The 17465-nt window shown below is 59.0% G+C and carries 13 protein-coding genes; 5 read left to right on the top strand and 8 right to left on the bottom strand.

The window, feature by feature from the left end; all coding sequences use genetic code 11:
• Nucleotides 1–23: 23 nt before the first annotated feature.
• From X738_RS72515 to X738_RS86345, 3 genes are all read left to right on the top strand, one after another.
• Nucleotides 24–275, top strand: coding sequence for a type II toxin-antitoxin system Phd/YefM family antitoxin (locus X738_RS72515; protein WP_023802399.1), 252 nt, complete (start codon nt 24–26; stop codon nt 273–275).
• Nucleotides 268–663, top strand: a complete 396-nt coding sequence (locus X738_RS86350; protein WP_023802398.1) for a hypothetical protein — start codon at nt 268–270, stop codon at nt 661–663. Before X738_RS72515 ends, X738_RS86350 begins: the two co-directional genes overlap by 8 nt.
• A gap of 642 nt (nt 664–1305) precedes the next feature.
• On the top strand, nt 1306–1503 hold the full coding sequence (locus X738_RS86345) for a hypothetical protein (RefSeq protein ID WP_023802397.1): 198 nt from the start codon (nt 1306–1308) through the stop codon (nt 1501–1503).
• Between the two features lie 307 nt (nt 1504–1810).
• Here the strand turns inward: X738_RS86345 and X738_RS72500 are convergent, their stop codons facing one another.
• The 8 genes from X738_RS72500 to X738_RS0143390 all read right to left on the bottom strand — a co-directional run bounded on the left by X738_RS72500 (nt 1811) and on the right by X738_RS0143390 (nt 15509).
• A complete protein-coding gene (locus X738_RS72500; RefSeq protein ID WP_198032890.1) occupies nt 1811–3826 on the bottom strand; it encodes a DEAD/DEAH box helicase in 2016 nt (671 codons plus the stop codon).
• A gap of 25 nt (nt 3827–3851) precedes the next feature.
• Nucleotides 3852–5315 (bottom strand): BREX system ATP-binding domain-containing protein, encoded by a 1464-nt coding sequence (locus X738_RS72495; RefSeq protein ID WP_023802395.1) that lies wholly within the window; start codon nt 5313–5315, stop codon nt 3852–3854.
• Nucleotides 5312–6604 carry a BREX system ATP-binding domain-containing protein gene (locus X738_RS72490; RefSeq protein WP_023802394.1) on the bottom strand — a complete coding sequence of 431 codons (1293 nt, stop codon included), beginning with the start codon at nt 6602–6604 and terminating at the stop codon, nt 5312–5314. The genes X738_RS72495 and X738_RS72490 overlap by 4 nt, the downstream gene beginning before the upstream one ends.
• Before the next feature lie 13 nt (nt 6605–6617).
• Nucleotides 6618–7514, bottom strand: a complete 897-nt coding sequence (locus tag X738_RS72485) for a hypothetical protein (protein WP_023802393.1) — start codon at nt 7512–7514, stop codon at nt 6618–6620.
• Nucleotides 7515–7533: 19 nt separating this feature from the next.
• A complete protein-coding gene (locus tag X738_RS72480; protein ID WP_023802392.1) occupies nt 7534–8139 on the bottom strand; it encodes a hypothetical protein in 606 nt (201 codons plus the stop codon).
• A 1913-nt stretch (nt 8140–10052) separates the two neighbouring features.
• The gene (locus tag X738_RS72470; RefSeq protein ID WP_023802389.1) at nt 10053–13550 is read right to left on the bottom strand and encodes an AAA family ATPase; all 3498 of its coding nucleotides are present in this window, start codon (nt 13548–13550) and stop codon (nt 10053–10055) included.
• Entirely contained in the window at nt 13547–14818 is a 1272-nt protein-coding gene (locus X738_RS72465; RefSeq protein ID WP_023802388.1) for a metallophosphoesterase family protein, read from the bottom strand. The genes X738_RS72470 and X738_RS72465 overlap by 4 nt, the downstream gene beginning before the upstream one ends.
• 187 nt (nt 14819–15005) lie before the next feature.
• Entirely contained in the window at nt 15006–15509 is a 504-nt protein-coding gene (locus tag X738_RS0143390; protein ID WP_198032889.1) for a helix-turn-helix transcriptional regulator, read from the bottom strand.
• Between X738_RS0143390 and X738_RS0143385 the strand changes: the two genes are divergently transcribed.
• Complete coding sequence (locus X738_RS0143385) at nt 15502–16092, top strand: recombinase family protein (RefSeq protein WP_031256276.1); 591 nt, start codon at nt 15502–15504, stop codon at nt 16090–16092. The genes X738_RS0143390 and X738_RS0143385 overlap by 8 nt on opposite strands.
• Nucleotides 16076–17437 (top strand): hypothetical protein, encoded by a 1362-nt coding sequence (locus X738_RS72460; RefSeq protein ID WP_023802385.1) that lies wholly within the window; start codon nt 16076–16078, stop codon nt 17435–17437. The genes X738_RS0143385 and X738_RS72460 overlap by 17 nt, the downstream gene beginning before the upstream one ends.
• The last annotated feature ends 28 nt before the right edge of the window (nt 17438–17465 follow it).

The following is a 17465-nucleotide window of genomic DNA, read 5'->3' as shown; positions in this document are numbered from 1 at the left end:
GTACTTCACAAGGAAATACGGCGATGAAGCAATTCACATTCTCGGACATGAATCGCGTGTCAGGCGAAATCCTCGAAACCGCATTGATCGAGCCGGTGGCCCTGACCAAGCGCGGCAAGGAAAAGCTCGTCATCCTGTCCGCTGCTCAGTACCACCAGCTCGTCGGCCAGCCGCATTCGGTCGCCTATACGCTCGAGGACGCACCGGATGAAGTCCACAATGAACTCATGACTGGACTGGATGCAATAATTTCCGGCGACAAGCCGCATGCTTAAAGCCGGCGATCTGCTCCGATATTATTACCTATGGGCGCGGGAAGCAGACGCCGGCGAGGAATCCGGACGCAAAGCGAGGCCGGTTTGCATCGTTGTCCGGACGCCAGCAACGCCCGCAGCCTTGTTTCTCTTTCCGCTGACTTCGCAAAAACCCGACCGGTCGCGCCCGCATCTCGCCATCAGCGAAATCGAATGCCGCCGTGGCGGCCTCGACTATCCGTCATGGCTGATCCTGGACGAATATAACCGCGTGCAGGTCGATGAAGCCTATGATCTGGTGACGACGACGCCGATCGGCGCGTTCAGTCCGGCATTTGTCCGCAAGATTGCTGGCGTGATCAAAGAGACGGCGGCGCAGCGTCGATTGCGCGGCATCGTTCGCAAATAGCCGGACCGATTTTCTTGGCAGACCTCCGATCCTTACCCGCATCGAGCGGGCAAGGACCGGAGCGAGGGGCGCCCCTCCGCCCCTCCCCTCGCACTCCCCTCCCCGACCACGGCCGCCGCTCCGTTTCATGATGCGGGGTCACTTCGGCTTGTTGTCTGTCATTGCCGGCAAGTCGAACGCCGTAGCCAGGTCCTGGACCACTCCAGCGAGAAGGCGACGGAGAACCGGCCTGCTGCCGGTTGGCGATTTGCCGATTGATGATGCTGATAGGCGGCCGGGGCTCCGAAGGCCGCGTTATCCGGCAGCTCCAAAGTGGCAGTTCGCAATCTTTATGCTGCGCACGACGCGGCAGGCCCTGCCCCGGCGCAACCTAAAGGGTTCTCCTCTGCGCTTCGCTCCGTTGCGACCGCTGACGCGGTGCACTTGGCAGTTCCAGCCGAATTCGAGCTTCGCGACTGCGCACAACTACTTTGGAGGATCTACCTCATGAAAACGCTCGTAACCTTCGCCGGAAGACCGGCCGCCGCCTTCGTCTGTATATCAATCGGCAAATCGCCAAACTGTCCCATGACTGGCGAGTATCTGTGGCCGAAGGAGCAGAACGCTTAGGGTGTCATTTCGCCCCCTACCGGAACTGACCCCATGGATGCGGACAAGTCCGGAGCAGGCCTCGGTGTTCCGGATATCGTCGCCTTGTGCGGCGGCCTCCTTGGACGCAACACGCGCGGCGGCGGCGCTATCGTCGTCGGCGCGCTCAACCTCGGCGGATCGATAGAGATGATCCCGAACGCCGTCCGCATCGCGGAGCTTGCCATCGATAAGCAGGCGCAGACGCTATAGATGCCCGTTTCTGCACGCCGACAGCTCAATGATCTTCCGGACGAGCTTGGACCAAGATCAGTATCGAATTCTATAAGGACGCTGCTGATGCGGTGTTTAAAGCATTGGCTGAATGACGTTTTGATGTAGCGCACTACTACACCAACTAAACTTAGACAATATCGCCCTGCATTGCCCTGCTCCAAGCTTCCAATTGCCGAGCTAAGGATGGCATCGACAAAGGCCCTTTGCACACTGGCGAACCAGCTTTTTCACTCGGGCTTGGCGCCCCTAGAAGTGCAGTCCGACACCCGGCCGACCTGACGCCTTATCTGGCGACCGGCTGCTCGGCAGCGTCTATCGGTATGGATCCGACCATGTCGATGCCAGAGACGCGATCTAGCCAGCGGCAAAATGGTGTCCAGGGTATCGACCGACGCTTCTCATCCGCGGCCAAGCGGTTCGATAGCTCGCCCATAAAGCGACTGGGGCTTGCGAACTTCGCGGCCACACTAATTGGGAAGTCATTGGCTCGTTCAGCCTGCGACGCCAGCTCCCGAACGCCTTCGACCGATATCATCACCGCAGACACCGGGCCCCCGATGCCGACGTCGGACGGCAGGAACCGCCGTCCCGTCGCCTCGCGCATGAGGAGGGCGGCGAGCAGAGTGTTGAACCGCACGCCTCCCCAAGTCACCAGCCTGGCTCCCTCCTGCTGCCACCGGGTCGGATCATGGCCGTGTTGACGCGCGAGGCCCCATACGACGCTGCGGCTTACCGGCAAACCCGAACCGGTCGCTTTGATGCGGGCTAGAGGCTGGGAACGGGACACCCCTTCCCCAAGGAACGCGCCGCCTTCGGAGCCCACCACCAGCTTACGCATCGACCCGCCGATGAACACTGCACCCCCCGCGCTGGACTCGTCTGCGTCGCGGATCGCTGTTTCTCCGGTGCGAAGGTCTAAGACGGCGGAGCTCGGTTGTCCCGCAATGACGGTGTGGATGCGCCCCGCATCACCTTCGTCCATCAGACGGTCGGAGGGAATCAGGGCTCCGCGGGCGCTGGTTAAGCAACCGGTGTCGATCATGTCGTCGACGACGGGCTTGTGCGTATCCGTGCCCGCCTCCGCGGCTAGAGCCGCAACGGACAGAGCGCGATCGTGCCGCGTGGCCCGCCAACATAGGCTGAGGATCTGCTGAACCCGGACCGAAGGCCGATCATACTCGTAAGCATCGTCGAGGTCGCCGCGCCGCCCGCAGTCGACCAGGGCGCGCATCATCCGCTCGTCATCTTCGGAGGTCTTGAAGGCGGCTACTCGGCAGATGCCGCTGCGACGATTGCCACGACCAATACGTTGGAGAAAGCCGCTGACAGTCGAGGGCGGGTCGGCCAGGACGACAGCATCGATGTCGCCGATATCGATGCCTATTTCCAGTGTCGATGTAGCGACGCAGATACCATACCGATTTGCACGCATCTCGTCTTCGACTCGCTCCCGATGGGACGCAGACAATGCACCGAAATGGAGATGTACCGGCCATCGCCTGCCGTTGAGCTCTCGGTGCAGATGCGCCGCTAATGCGTGCGCGGCATTGCGGGAGTTCGTGAATACCAAGATCTTCTCAAGACCCGCCTCGTCCACCCATCGGGCCAGAGATCTGGCTCGCGCGAGGTACGGATCGACACTGGCATCCGCGGCTATCCGAATGAGCTGGAGGTCTATCTCCCTTGGTGAACCGTGTGCGATAAACTTGGCATCGTCGCCCAGCCAGATCCGGGCAACGCCTTCCATGTCGTCAAGCGTTGCCGTCATCCCAACAACTTGGAAGCTGTCCCGTGCTGATTTCGGCGTCACGGCGGCTCTTCGGATCCGTTCGATCACATGGCGCAGTTGTTGGCCACGAGCCTGACCATGCAGGAGGTGAATCTCATCGATGATGACGGCGCGCACCCCCGCAAGCGCTTCCGGACGACGCAATTGCAATGAGTCGAGTGCTTCAGGGGTTGCCAGCAAGCAGAACACGCCGGAAGCCGATCCGAGTTCGTGGCGGTCTCCCGTGTAGCGTGAAATCGCGCTCGGGAACCTCGTGCCGAGATACCCGACCAGCCTTTCGTGTAGATCGTTCACGAGCGCCTTGGTCGGCGCGACATAAACCGTCGAGAGAGACTGGCGCGCGAAGGACATGTGCCGTTGAAAGAGCGGGGTGACTGCGGCTTCAGTCTTGCCCGATGCAGTGGGCGCCGCGAACAGCACTTGATGCCCCCGGACGATCTCTGACATCACGGCTGACTGCCCCTCGTACGGCTGCCGACCGTCGAAGAAGATCGGGAAGCCGTCTGGCATCATTCGCGCCAGGTGGGAGCGAGTTTCAGTCATCCCAGGGGAGTATCTCGCCGGCGATCTGTCGCGCCGCCTCGTCGACCAACGCGACGAGCTCGTCACTATCAGTCGCTCCGTCGCGGCTCATTAGGACGGCAGGCGCGAAGCCGGCCATCTTGGTCCAATTGCGCAGGATCCGCTCAGAAACGGGCGTTTGGTCAAAGTGGTGGCGGAGTGTTGCTGCGATCCGCGTCCTCAGCCCGGGGTCCGCGAGCAGTTGCACCTTCGGACCAAGGCGTCCTGCACTTTCGGCAAGGAAGGCCTCGCACCACTTCTCGTAGTCACTCTCGCATGGCGGTTCGAGATGAACCACGTCTTTTGGATCGTGGATTAAGACGCTCATCTCACCCACCTTTCGCTTCAGGTCATGGGTATCCTCGCCCTCAGTCAAGCCCACGAACAGCGTAAAATGGGGGCCTTCCTTCCAGAAGGGTGGCAGGTCGAAATGCTCGTAGTCGCTCTGCGGCTTCTGGAGGTCCTTTCGCGGCGCGTGAGCACAACGCGCGATTATATCGAAGAAGTTGTTCGCCCGAATGTAGCGGTTGAACGAGTAGCTTCGGACATGTTCGGCCTCGTCGATAATGAGGGCCAAGCCTTTATAGCCAAGCGCCTTTAGAATTTCGTGGAGAACGACGAGATTGTAGGCATAGATGAGCCCCGTGTCTTTCGTCTGAGGCAAGATTGGGATCTGGGTCTTGTGACCGCCTCGCCAGCTGAGCGAGCGAATGGCGCCGATCTGTTTTACCTGGCCGGCAAGCCAGCTCACCGCAGCCACGTAGTCCGTGTCGTCGCGACGATGAGAGAGATAAAGGAGGGCTTCCAACCCCTTGCTAAACCAAGGCGACCTCTTGAAATAGGGAAGGTCGCGAACGACTGACCAATTGTCTCGGATCTCTTTAATAAGATCGAAGAAATCTGCGCTTCTGCTGCCGTCGGCACGCATCGGAAATTCAAGCCCGCCCACGAGACCTTGGTAAACGGTAGCAGGCTTGGCCGGATCGGCCGCCTTCGGATCAAGCTCAAGCGATGCCGTGACCCAGCCGTCGCGAATGGCGACCGCTTTGACAAGGTGCAGGTGATGCGACTTGCCGGAACCGTAGTACCCCATGAAGATCCGGCAAACGCCATCCTTCGAGGCGTTCGCTAGTAGTGAACCTATGTCGTCCGACGCCTGCTCACCGCCTATCGTGAGGTCTACAAGTTGGTCGGGGTCAGTCGGCACCACACCGAGATTGACCGCCTCGAACGACTTCCGAAAGGCGAAGTCCGTCGACGTTTGCCCACAGGCCGGTGGAGGTGCAGTCTGTTTGGACTGCTGGCGAGGCATGAGTTCGCCGGCGACAACGTCCAGCGCCTCGCCAAAGAACTCGACGGTAGCCACGTCACCGAGGACCGCCAGAACTGTTCCTATTCCGTATTCCGCGTGTTCGACTTGGGTGCCCGATACGATCATGTGCCGTCACCATCAAGCGGAGGTTCATTGTTGTTGACAAAATCATTCGCCCGTTCGGCACTGATCGGGCGCTGCTCGTCCTTTTGTTGATCGAGAAAACGACAGTACTGATAGACGAAGAAGCGCGGCTTCGGCGTCTCGAACAACAGGTCCTTCTGCGCCGCAACAATTGCCCGCATGTTGGCTACCTGGGTCGGCACATCCCATGCCATGCCGTGGGCTTGACCGAAGACGCTCAAAAGCTTTTCACCAATGCTGTAGATTACCGCTTCGGAGTTGGCCTCCTCGATATTGATGAGCGGCACCATGGGGCTGCCCTTCGAGAAGGCCTTGGTGCCTATCCGATCTTGGAGTGCTCGATAGGTGCTGATCACTTCTGAGCGAAAGTCGGGTGTAGCGGCGTAGAGGAACATGACCCCGCCGAACTCGCCGTCGGCGTTTTGGTTGATCATAGTGAGCAGGTTTTCGATCGCCTGCCTCTGCTTCGCCGAGCCACGGCGGAATGAGGACGTACGCGTTCCTTCATCGAATGCGATGAAGAAGCCTTTATACCCCATGCGGCTGCGCAGAAATGAGATGACCGTCTTGAGTCGCCGAAACGCATTTTCATCGCGTGCCGGCTCGAACAGACCCATACTTTTTAGGACCGTCGATCGAACATTGTCACCGCGAATCCACGAGATCAACTCATTATCGCTGACGGAATCGGCTGCGCCGCACGCCAGCTTGAGCAAACGCTGGCTAAGTGCAGTGAGAGCAGAGGCCATTTGTTGATCTGGAGCACCTCTCCAGAGTCCTCCGATCTGCTGCTCAATCTGACGTTGGACAAGCTCAGGCACATCACTGCCGGGCTGCGCGCCGAGCTGCTGAATTCGACGCACGACCCAACTTTCGATAAGGATTTCGATGCCCTTGGAGTCGTTTCCATTCAGTTGGTTTTCGATCGGCGGCTGAAATGACTCCATGATCGCGCGGAATATGGCCACCGGTGAGTTGAACGGACATTCGGCCCCGACGGTAACCAGGGCCGTGACGACATCCTGCTCGCTTGCACGACTGGCTAAGCTGTTGATGAACTGTGTCTTGCCGCTTCCATAATCCCCTTCAAGATACTTGAAGCAGCCAATTCCCTCGGCGAGGTCACCGCGGAAATAGTTGTGGTCAAGAGCGTCGAGGATGTGATCCGTACCGACGTTGATGAAATGAGAATACTTGCCCGGCGCGATGGGCGAATTGAGCAGGCCTCTCACAAGGTGCTTCGCGTCGATCTTGTTGATTGCGACTTCCATTGGACCCTCCCTCTCAAACAGTTTGGCGACGCATGTAGATCATCGGCCGAACGACCGTGCCTTCGGCATTTCCTGGTACGAAGAAGGCCCGTGACCTGGGACCGTGCGCTTGGTTTAGGGTCGCCGGCACGAGTTCAAATTCGAAGCTGTCGCGTGACGTTGCTGAATCCTTGTTGCGACGCCAGTTAATCAAGTTCGCGATGAAGACTGCTTCGGGAACATCTTCGAAGTTCCGCCGCGCTGGCGTACCCCAGAAGCGCTCGTTCTGCGCGGCGATCTTGAATAGTCGTGCGACATCGGCAATGAAGATGTCATCGCCGCTCGTGAAGTGCTTGGCCATTGTCCAGGCCAGCAGCAGCCTGTCGAGGAAGAGATCGACCGGCAATGTCCAGTCGTCGACGATGCGCTCAGCTGATTTGTAGGCGTTTACGACGTAGTCAATGTCAGCCGGAATCTTACCGATGACCGGGTAATGGGCAGTCATTGACCAAGCCCAGTTCTGGCCGCTTTTGTCAGGAACGAGGACCAAGCGGCCGGCGAAGAAATGATTGTCCTTGTTGCCCGTCTGAACGCCTTCCAGATGATGGAGCACCTGCATGGCAAAACGCCTGCGGTTGTCAGGATGGCGCATATGTTCGGCATGCGCCTCGAGGGCGCGCTTTGCGTCGGCGATCTCGTGCCGAACCGCGGGGTCGGGCGTGGCAGAGTCGGGCAGTGATAGCGCGTATAATTCCTGCTGCCGCTCAATAACCGCAGGCGGCATGTTTAGTCCTTCCGCTTGCGTTTGTCCTTGACCAAGGATTCGCGGAAGTCTCGCGGCGAGGATGCCCTTCGCATTGGCGAGGAGTCCATTGCGCTCGACGAAGCGCTCGAAGGCGGGGAAAAGGGGTGGGGTGGCGGTATCGGACATGTCGAACCTTGGTCGGAGGTCAGGAATGCGTGATATCGAAGAGATCGCGATCAACTCGACGCAGCAGAGATGGATATTCGTTGGAAATGAGGGCGAGGCGCCGCGCAGGGCGCGAGAGCGCGACATAGGCGCGGTTCAATGTGAAATTCAGTGCGGCGCTCTCGACATCCTCCAGGCCCAAGACGATACATGCGTCGAACTCAAGCCCCTTTATCCGCTCGACTGACGTAGTGACGAGGCCGTCTCCCGCAGCTGACCAGAGAGGCGCGAGAGGAACGCCTTCCTGGTCAAGCGCGGATCGCAATTGTTTCAAAGACTGCTCGTCCTCGTTGATCTGGAGAAGCGCGATGCTGCGGACGACATGGGACCTTCGCAAGACGGAAACGAGCTGCTTGATTCGCAAAGCCTGATCCTGCGGCGGCGCGATGATGAGCTGAGGCTTCTTGTCCTGCAAGGTGGTATTCACCTCAAACGTGGGGCGCTCCTTGAACGCGATCTCATAGAACCCCTGTAGGAATCGCCCTATCTGAAGGCTCTGCCGCATGTTCCGGGCAAACGGGTAGATCTGCTCGGCTCCCTTGCCACGAAGAGATCTGCCGATGCGAAGTGCATCGGTTGTTCTCATTCCGTGTACCGGGCTGACGATCTGCCGAAAGTCGGCCGAGACTGTCAGTGCACCGTCCGGGTCCACCAACGAACCAATGAGTGATGCTTCGGCTACGCAGAGATCCTGCGCCTCGTCGATCGCAACGTGCGTCCAGCGCTCGTGGCCTGAAATAGCCGGTGCAATAGCCGAGGGCAATTCGCGGAATCGCAAGTCGGGATCAGTTGCTTCAGGTAGTGCAAAGCGCAGGAGCCAAGCGAGCCAAGATCGGTCTTCGGGGCCAAACCCGCGCTCAGCCCATTCAGAGANCATTCAGAGATTGCATTCTTTAGGATCTCGGCTTCGTCAACGCGAGCGCCTGTGCCCCGCCTCATTCTGTGGGCCGCTTCCGATCCGCGGGATCCAAAGTACGTTGCCACGGACGAGAGCGGGTCGTAGACGAAGTACAGCCATTGCTGAAAAAGCTCGTCAAATCGGCTTCTTACTTTTGCGGGCATTCCTTCGCGTGCTGCAGTGTAGCTGCTCGTCACCCCCCGGAATATCGCTCCCATCGTAAGCTTCGACCGCAACGGGTCGCTACCGGTGGTTGCTCGTTCGGCAATGGTTCGAAGACTGTTCGCCAACGCGGTCAAACTCTCGACACTGTTTCCATCAACCCCCGCCCAAGGCGCTTCCGCGCCAGATCCGAGACGATCTGCGACTTGATGTTCGTATACCTCCCAGAGGCGAGTGAGATCGTGGTGATCTGAAAGGCCGAGCACAGCCATTCGCGCAGCGATATCCAACGGAGGCAGCTTTCGCTGACGCGGTCGGGCATTGTGCTTGTACAGCCAAACTTGGTCCAAATAGCTCGCGATGAAGTCATCTACGGGCTGGACGACGAAAGTCGGGATGTTGAGCTGGTCCGCTAGAAGAGCCTTGGCTTGATCGGCGAGGTTCTGGTTAGCGAGGAAGACGCGTGTGAGCTCCGGCTTGTAGGGCACCAAGCGTCCACCATTCTGTCGTTGCTCCTGCTGGTCGAACAGAAAGCGAATACGCTGAAAGGCAACCGTCGTTTTGCCTGACCCAGGGGCGCCAGTGACCACCATAAGCCCCGACATCCGGGATACAAAGGCAAGCACCTGGTCCTGAGTCATGTGGAGCTTAACGGCTTTTAGTCCGGTCTTTGCTGGCGTAGCTGCCTGCGGACGAACGGCGCCACCCGGTTCGTAGACTGCCGATACCATCGGCAAGGTTTCGTCGAAGCGTGCTTTCGCGAGCGGCTCAACGCTCAGAAGCCGATAGCCGTTGGCCCGGACGTCCCGCAAATCGCCGAGGTTAGTCCCTAGCGCCAGCTGAAGGCCTGGGTGGGTCCAGGCGAGGACGGCGACCGTCGTGCTGCCGTACTTGAAGACTTCGTTCGCGGAGGACCCAGCGTTGGCATACCACAGCTGCTCCTTTTCGATCACTTTCCCGTCCTCACCTGCAACCTCGGTGTAGGCTTCCACCATCACTTGGAACGGTTGCGCTTCTATCGCCTCAAGAGCAGCCTGCCTTCGGTCGGCATAATCCATTCGGCCTCGATCGTGGTCCGTTAGACCGAAGCGGCTATCTACCGGAGCCAGCGCCGGGCGAAGACTTACAAGTTCAGCCCTGGCTGCGCTGGCCGCGATCTCGGCATGGCGCTGGTCACGTTCAACGCGCTCGTCGAGCTTTGAGATTGAGCTGATAGAATTCATTGCCCCCCCAGATGTTACCCCGGCGCACCATCGCCGAGACGAAATTCGTTTGCAAGCCGACCTGACAGCGAATATCTACACTCCTCGCGCGCGCGCGCGAGGATCGCCAGCGCCGTCACATCGGAAATCGGCCGTGACATGGAAATCAGCTGAGACGATATGGGCGGGATCTCCGAGGCTGGTAGCGCCCCGAATTCCCTACTCGGCTCCCACGTCTCACGCCGCACGGCTTTCCAGAGCGAGCGGCGGCGCCAACTCGTGTATGCGCGCATTGGGACAAACGCGCCTGGCGATATCGCAAAGATGCTGGTGATGCGTCAGGTAGATTACCTGACCCACTTTCGCCATGTCGGCGAATAGCCGGAAGGCTTCCTCGGCACGGAAGTCGTCGAACGTCTCCATGATGTCGTCGGCGATGAAGGGAACAGGGGTGCGAGATTGGGCGAACTCGTGGTAGCCGGCGACTCTGAGCGCGAGATAGAGTTGGAAGCGCGTTCCCTTTGACATTTCCTGCGCCAGCTTGGAACTCCCATCAGCCCCGATGCCAATAAGCACTTCGGCGTCCTTGTCGGGCTGGGTCGCCAGACCGCGATAGGCTCCGCGGCTGATCACATGAAAAGCCTCCGAGGCGCGAAGCATCATCGAACTGCGATGCTTGTCGCGATAGAGGCGCAAGGCTTGCTCGGCCGCGACGATGCCGGCCATGAGGCGGAAGTAGCTGAACGCCTTATCCTCGATTTCCAGGAGGACCGTGCGCCGTTGCTCTTCAAGAGCAGCCACGGCACTATCGCCGTCGACGGCATCCACCTCGTCGGACGCTTTGCAGTATGCCGTAAACAACTCTCGCACACGCCGATCCTGATCCTCAAACCGGGCCCTGAGTTCTACCTGCTCGACCTCCAGCGCAGGCCGATCCGCGGCGTCAAGCATCTCTTCGACATCGGCCATGTCCTGGATTGATAGCGCGTCCCGTATTTCGCGTTCGATGGTATTGCAACGCCGGCGCAAGTCTCTCCTTTGCTCGATCATGCGCAGCTTTTTCTCTACCTCCTGCAAGGATGATACTCCGAACAGCTGCGTCATTTCAGATTTGCGTCGCTCGCAAATCGCGATTTCCGCCTCCAGGTCCCGGGTTTTGAGAATCTGACCCTCCAGAGCAAGGTGCTTGGATTCCCTTTCCGCCTTTTTCGATCGGGCCTCTTCCACTCTGGCGGACATCAGCGCCCAGAGACCCAGCGCACTCTCCGCTGATCTCTCCAATCCCAGCTCTGCAGCCATGACTGCAAGCTCGCGTGAGAAGGCCGCCTGATCTTCCTCCATCTTGGCGATGCGATCTGCCAAGCCGGCTTGTCGTTGAGCGGCCGGGCCGAGCTCGGCAAGTCTGTCCATGACCTCCTTGACGGTGGCGAGGCTGGGGATAGTCCCTCCTGCGCCGAGCCAGCAGCTCTTGCAAACCTCAGCCCATGACGCGTCCCATTGCGCCTCGTCGGCAGTTGCCGTTTCAAGTGCTGACTGGCGGGAAGCCTGCTCCCTTTCGCAGCGTTCAAGTTGCTCCCTCAAGTTCTTGTGTTCGACTTCAAGATCAACGGCGGATTGGGCCCTGGCCAAAAGCGCTTCATAGGGGTCAGAGTGATCCTGGGAAACGGCTGCCGCCGATAGTGCCGCCGAGAGCCGGTTGCGCGCCGCCGAGCCGTCCGCTTCCGCCTGGCGCAAGTCACCCTCGGCCTCCCCGAGCAAGTCGGCTGTCGCGAGGACCATTTCGCGGCGTCCCAGCCATGCCTCAAGCCCACCTAGCTTGATCTCGCCAGAAACGGTCAGAGCCATTTTCCGAGCGGACTCCAGAATTTCGGCCCTGATAGCTTCGCGTTTCGACTTCGCCGCGTTCAGCAACTCCGCTGAGCGCTCCAATTCCGCTTCCGCGACGGCGAGCCTCTGATAAGTTTGATTCAGCTTCGCCAGGTCGCTCATCTGTCCCAGCCGTGCGCTGGTGATCAGGTCGTCTTTCCGCAGCTCGATCTCAAACGCCGCAGCGGTCGATTCATCGAGCGCGTCACGATGCGTAGCCCATGCCGCTTCACGCGCTGATCGCGACGTCGCCGCCTCATGATCAGCCACAACGCGGGTGATATTCTTCAGTGCATCCAGTTCGGCTCGCAAACGCCGCTGCTCACTCGTGAGGCGCCCGCTGTCATCGCTGTAGCGATCGATCTCGGCTTCCGCTTTAGACAGAGCTGATTTCCAGGCCTCCAGCTCAGAAGGTGCCGGCACTCTCATTTGCCGTACCTGGTCAACGCTTTCACCCCACGGTCGGAGTTCCGACATCTGCTGCGCCAGTGTTTCTTTAAGATCCACACGGGAGCGTTCGGCGACACGGCGACGGGCGGCATGATCGTTCTCTCGAAGAGCCGAGAGCTCCCTCGCCAGCGCCGCAATGGCTTTGCCGTTTATGGAGACAGCGGCTTCGCTCGACAGCTTGCTCCGCAACTCGATCAGACGGCGGTTCGCCTCTTCGGCTTCGCGCTTCGCGTTTTGAAGTGTCGCGTCAATACCAGACCGGCGTTCAACGAGATCTCTGATGCTCCCGGAAATGCGACTTCCGAGCATCAGGCTGCTCGGCTCGTCTTCTTCAAGGCACTCGAGAAGCCGCAGAATATTCGCAATTTCCCGATCGACTTCCATCAATTGCAGACGACGGTCCGGCAGATCCCTCTCAGCGGTGACATAACGGGCGTGCAACTCGCCGATAGCGTCCATTCTTTGCCCCAAGCTGAGCGCGATCTCGTCGATGGCAATGGCGTTGAGCCCTTTCTCAAGCTCGCTCATGGACGCTTTCGCGGTCTCCCGCTTCACGGCAAGCTCGATGTCGTCCTGACGAAGCGCCGGCAGTTCGTTTCCCCACGAAGGCGGCGCTTCGGGAACATCTTGCAACTCAGCGAGACTGTCCCGGATTTCCCGCAATTCCGCCAGTCGTGGCAGTGCGGTCAGCAGGTTCTTGATCTCGTCCACCCGCAGCTGCGTCCGGGTTCGGTCAGCCATCGCTTCGTCATAATGTGCCAGTGACCGCTCCTTGGTTTCCACCATCTGGCGGAAATGGATAGCGAGGGTGTCAATCTGCTCCTTTCGCTCCTTCAGATCGGAAAGCCGACTTTTCAAGTCGCCGATTTCACTGCTGCGGGCACGGAGCTTGAAAAGGCCGTCAGCCTGCGAACGCAGTTCAACAAGTGTCTGACTTAGTGCAGCCAAACCTGTGCTTGCCGAAAACAGAAGCTGTCCGAGATCACCCCTGCTGGCCAGGATGCTCTCGCCGCCTTCCTCAAGGGTGTCATCGTCGAGGGAAAACATCGCGCAATAGACGTCGCGCTCAACTCCACCAAGCTCGCCGAGTATCAGATGTTCGCCGATCGGCTGATCACCCGGACCGAGCAGACTGTTTTGGGGCTTCTTGATCCGGACAAGCTCCCGGGCAACACCACCGATGTCCAATGCGGCCCCGATGCGCATCGTTGCGTATGGGTGGAGGAAATCATAGCGGCTGCGGGATTCGATGCCGAAGAGGAGATCGAGGAATGCAGATAGGGCGGTCGATTTGCCCGCCTCGTTCGGACCGTAGATGATATGTAAATCTGGACGGCCCGGCTCCGTGGACCCGAAGTCGATGTGCTTGTCGGTGAATTTGCCGTAACGGGTAAGGTCAAGCCGGTTGATGCGCATCATGCTACCTCATCCTGCTTCCGACGTTGGAGCCGTGCGAGCACATCTTCGACCCCCTCCTGCGCGAGCAGGCGCAACGTGGCCCGAAATTCCTCCTGATCAGCACCGAAACTGCCTCTGCTTTCAGGTGGCAGATGACCACGAAGCTCCTCCCCAATATCGATGAGCGCGGCGTGGTAAGCTTCCGAGCCGATGATATCGCTTCCGACAAGCTCTCGAAGTTCGACGAGTGGATCCCCGTTGGACCCATCTGCGGAAACGAGGTCGGTGCACTGGATCTCCACTTTCTCGATCCAGGTCCGGCCAATGACAGATGCCCTGTGCTCGGCATCGGTCTTGACGAGATCGGCATCGTTACGGAGCCGCCATGCAAGCGGCGTTCGTCCGGTGAAGGAGAGCCGGACCACAAGATGTTCGGAATTTGCAGCTTCCCGCGCAGCCCCCAGCGTGCCCGCTACAGTGGTCACCATGTGACGCCAGTCTGCGATGCCATCGAGGTCGACCACGACGCGCTCGAACTGTGCGATGCTCGTGAACTTCTCCTCAACACGGACTGTTCGGTCATCAGCGATCGTAACAAGACTCACCGATTTCGGACCGGATTCGTTGATGTCGCGCCCCTGGGGCATGCCAGACATCACGATCGTGCAGCGTCCGTTACTGATTGATCGCTTGTGAATGTGACCGAGCGCCCAATAGTCGAACTCTGTCGCCTCCAGATCCGAGACGTCGCAGGGTGCGTAGGGATCGTGCCCCCGCGTTCCTGCGAGGCTGGTGTGCAGAAGACCGATGTTAACAGCGCCCTCGATCCGTGATTTGTACTTTCCCACCAGATTTTCGGGACACTGGGCCTGCGCAAAGCTAAGCCCGTGAATAACCACAGGGGTCGCTTGATCCAATTCGAGCGAGATAGCCTCCGGGCGCCCACCGTAGACTTTTACGGTTTCCGGGTAGGTCAGTTCTCTGGTGATCTTCGACAACGCATCGTGGTTGCCTCGGATGATGAACACCCGCACTCCGGCTTGGTCCAGTCGGCGGATTTGCTCGGAAAGGAACCGCGCAGTTTTCATGGAGGTCTGATCGCCGTCGTAGAGATCACCTGCGAGAAGAAGCGCGTTGACCTGCTCGGACAGGCAGAGATCGACGATATTGACAAAGGCACGCCGTGTCGCGTTGCCAATCAGTTCGCCTAGTTCCGGGTTGCGCAGCGCCAGCGACCGAAGAGGCGAATCCAGATGAATGTCCGCCGTATGAACAAATCGAAAAGCCATGCCCCTTACCTTTGCCTTCGCGCGAGAAGGCTTTGATTCCCCAAAACAGATACTGGCCTGCGCTTAGGTTCCTGCCTAGGCTGCCAATCTCTAGCGATTTCAGGTTTCCACAGGCTAATGACAGAATCTGTCACCAGCCGCAGATCGTGCAGTTCGCATCCTTCAAAGCTGTTTGGGAAATTGCATTCTATGGAAGCGAGGGAAAGTCAGAGCGCTGGTGCGTCTCGACCATTCGGCGAAGGGCCTCCGGCGCCACGACCTCAACCTTGTCTCCCCACATGTAGAGGTGCCAGCACATCTCCATATGACCGGACGCCCAGAAACGCACGATCAGTGAACCGTCGGATTGATCCTCCAGTATCTGAGCCGGATGGAACAGGAAAGTTCGCGCGTGCGGCGCTGCGTCAGGCTTGAACTTCCAGATGACTTCGCCAAACTCACTGTCGTTCTGAAAAGCTCCGAACGCCTTCCGCGCATGCGCATGAATGTCGAAGCCTGGATCACGTTCGAAGACCTCGCCGGTCAATTCCGCGCGTTCGATCTTCTCAGCCACGAAGTGCCTGAGCGGACCTGCGCGATCGGTTGTTGGCCTGGCCACCAGATAGCGTCGGATTCCAATCAACACTCCGTAAGGTTCGACCACTCGCTCGGTGGATATAGCTGACCCGCGGGATTGGTAGACGATCTTCAACCGCTGCGACCCCTTAAGCAAGGGGGACGACCAGTCGAACAAGGCGCAAGCCAAGGCTCTCGCCGATGCAGGTTGCAAGCGCATCTTCAAGGAAGAGGCTTCTGGCGGTCGCTGGGAGCGGCCTGAATTACACAGGATGCTTGATCATTTGAGGCAGGGCGACACCATTGTCGTCTGGAAGCTCGACCGCCTGTCACGCTCGCTCAAGGACGTGCTGCATATCATGGAGCGGATCGAGACCGCCGGTGCCGGATTCCGCTCTCTGACCGAGGCGATCGATACAACGACGCCGGCAGGGCGCATGATGATGCAGATGGTCGGTTCCTTCGCCGAATTCGAGCGCGCCATGATCCGCGAACGCACCTCCGCCGGGTTGGCCTTGGCGCGATCCGAAGGCAGGATCGGCGGCCGCCGCAAGAAGCTCAATCCAAAGAAACGGCTGGAAATCGCCGAGAGCGTCTTGTCCGGACGCAAGTCAGCCGCTGAAATGGCGCGGCTCTACGAAGTCAGCCAGCCGACGGTATCGAGAATTATCGCCGAGCACAGACGAAAAGTGGGAAAAGGCCATGCCCAACAGCCATGATCTCAAGGGTCTGATGAAGTTCCTCTCCCGCGACGAATGGCGCGATTGTTTCGAAGATGTTCTCGACGATCATTTCGGGCCGGTTCTCGACGCCAGCAACATGGAATTCGATGATCTGGCCGAGATGCTCGGCGATCATTGGGCAATGACGCTTTGGGGCTGCGCCTTCGAGGATTTCCTCACTCAGGATTTCGACGTCGAGGGCGGCAATATCGTCGACGAGTATCTGAAGCGGCGCGGTTGGAAGGAAGGCGCCCAGGCGAAAGCTTACATGAAGGCGCTCCGGACGTCGGTGATGAGCCTCTACGAAGTCAGCGACATCGTGTCAGGCAAATCCCTGATGGCTCGCGATCTCATCCGCGGCGGAGATCCTGTCCTGGTCAGCGAGGGCACAGCCACGAAGACATTGCAGCAATGGGGCAGGGTTGCCGCCAGGATCGTTCCCGTTACGGGCAAGAACATCATTGGCGGAGGATTACTGCCGTTCACGCCGGAAGCTTCCGACGCGCTGTTCGATGGTTTGCGGGCGATCTTTGGCAAGGGTCGGTCCAAAAAATTGCGCATACCAACAAACGAAGAACTTCAACAGGTCGCGCCGGTATTTACCCTCTCATGGCTGTTCGACACCCTGGATCGGACGATGCGGATGGAGCAGACCACCTTCGAGAATAGCGACGGTGACGCAATCGTCTTCCACGATGTGCGCTTTCCGTTGGCATCCGGGATCACCCAGAAAGAAATTATCGCCCAGCTGAAGACAGTCCCGGCTCTGCGCCAGGAGAACGCGAAATTCTGGAACTGGCTTGGCGACACTCCGAAGGGAAGGCTCAAGGCCGGCAGATCTGGGAACCTCGCATGGGACATTACGATGGAGGACGGCGCACGGGTTCTCGGAAATGTTGAAATGAAAGGTCGCACCTTGCATCTGTCGACGAATTCCGCCGCCCGAGCCGCAAAAGGAACGACGCTGATGCAGGGGGCGCTGAACGATCTGGTTGGAAGGCCGCTCACCGAAATCCGTACCGTCGAGCAAATGATGGCCGAAAGGCCCGTCCGTGACAAGGATACGGCTGGTCCGGAGCTGCCACCCGAGATCGCCACAAAAGTCGTTCATGAGTTTTTGGAAAAGCAGTACCGCGAAACCCTCGATCAGCCCGTCGGAATGCTGGGTAATATTTCCCCGCGCGAGGCCATCAAAACCGCCAAGGGTCGCGAGAAGGCCGCCGAATGGCTCAAATATCTTGAAAACCGTTCTTCAAGCCAGCCTGACCCCAACGATCCCATGGCGACCTATGATTTCCGGTGGATCTGGGCCGAACTCGGTATCAAAAATCTTCGCCGATAATCGCTACCGTATATCTGTGTCCCTATAA

This window comes from Mesorhizobium sp. L48C026A00 (assembly GCF_000502375.1).
Lineage (GTDB): Bacteria > Pseudomonadota > Alphaproteobacteria > Rhizobiales > Rhizobiaceae > Mesorhizobium > Mesorhizobium muleiense.
Note: the sequence above shows the minus strand (reverse complement) of the source record. Positions and strands in the feature narration are given on the sequence as shown.

Coding starts and splice junctions, on each gene's coding strand:
- X738_RS72460 (WP_023802385.1), top strand. CDS start 16,076: ATGCCCAACAGCCATGATCTCAAGGGTCTGATGAAGTTCCTCTCCCGC.
- X738_RS72495 (WP_023802395.1), bottom strand. CDS start 5,315: ATGATCGTATCGGGCACCCAAGTCGAACACGCGGAATACGGAATAGGA.
- X738_RS72485 (WP_023802393.1), bottom strand. CDS start 7,514: ATGTCCGATACCGCCACCCCACCCCTTTTCCCCGCCTTCGAGCGCTTC.
- X738_RS86345 (WP_023802397.1), top strand. CDS start 1,306: ATGGATGCGGACAAGTCCGGAGCAGGCCTCGGTGTTCCGGATATCGTC.
- X738_RS72515 (WP_023802399.1), top strand. CDS start 24: ATGAAGCAATTCACATTCTCGGACATGAATCGCGTGTCAGGCGAAATC.
- X738_RS72490 (WP_023802394.1), bottom strand. CDS start 6,604: ATGGAAGTCGCAATCAACAAGATCGACGCGAAGCACCTTGTGAGAGGC.
- X738_RS72470 (WP_023802389.1), bottom strand. CDS start 13,550: ATGATGCGCATCAACCGGCTTGACCTTACCCGTTACGGCAAATTCACC.
- X738_RS86350 (WP_023802398.1), top strand. CDS start 268: ATGCTTAAAGCCGGCGATCTGCTCCGATATTATTACCTATGGGCGCGG.
- X738_RS72500 (WP_198032890.1), bottom strand. CDS start 3,826: ATGCCAGACGGCTTCCCGATCTTCTTCGACGGTCGGCAGCCGTACGAG.
- X738_RS72480 (WP_023802392.1), bottom strand. CDS start 8,139: ATGAGAACAACCGATGCACTTCGCATCGGCAGATCTCTTCGTGGCAAG.
- X738_RS72465 (WP_023802388.1), bottom strand. CDS start 14,818: ATGGCTTTTCGATTTGTTCATACGGCGGACATTCATCTGGATTCGCCT.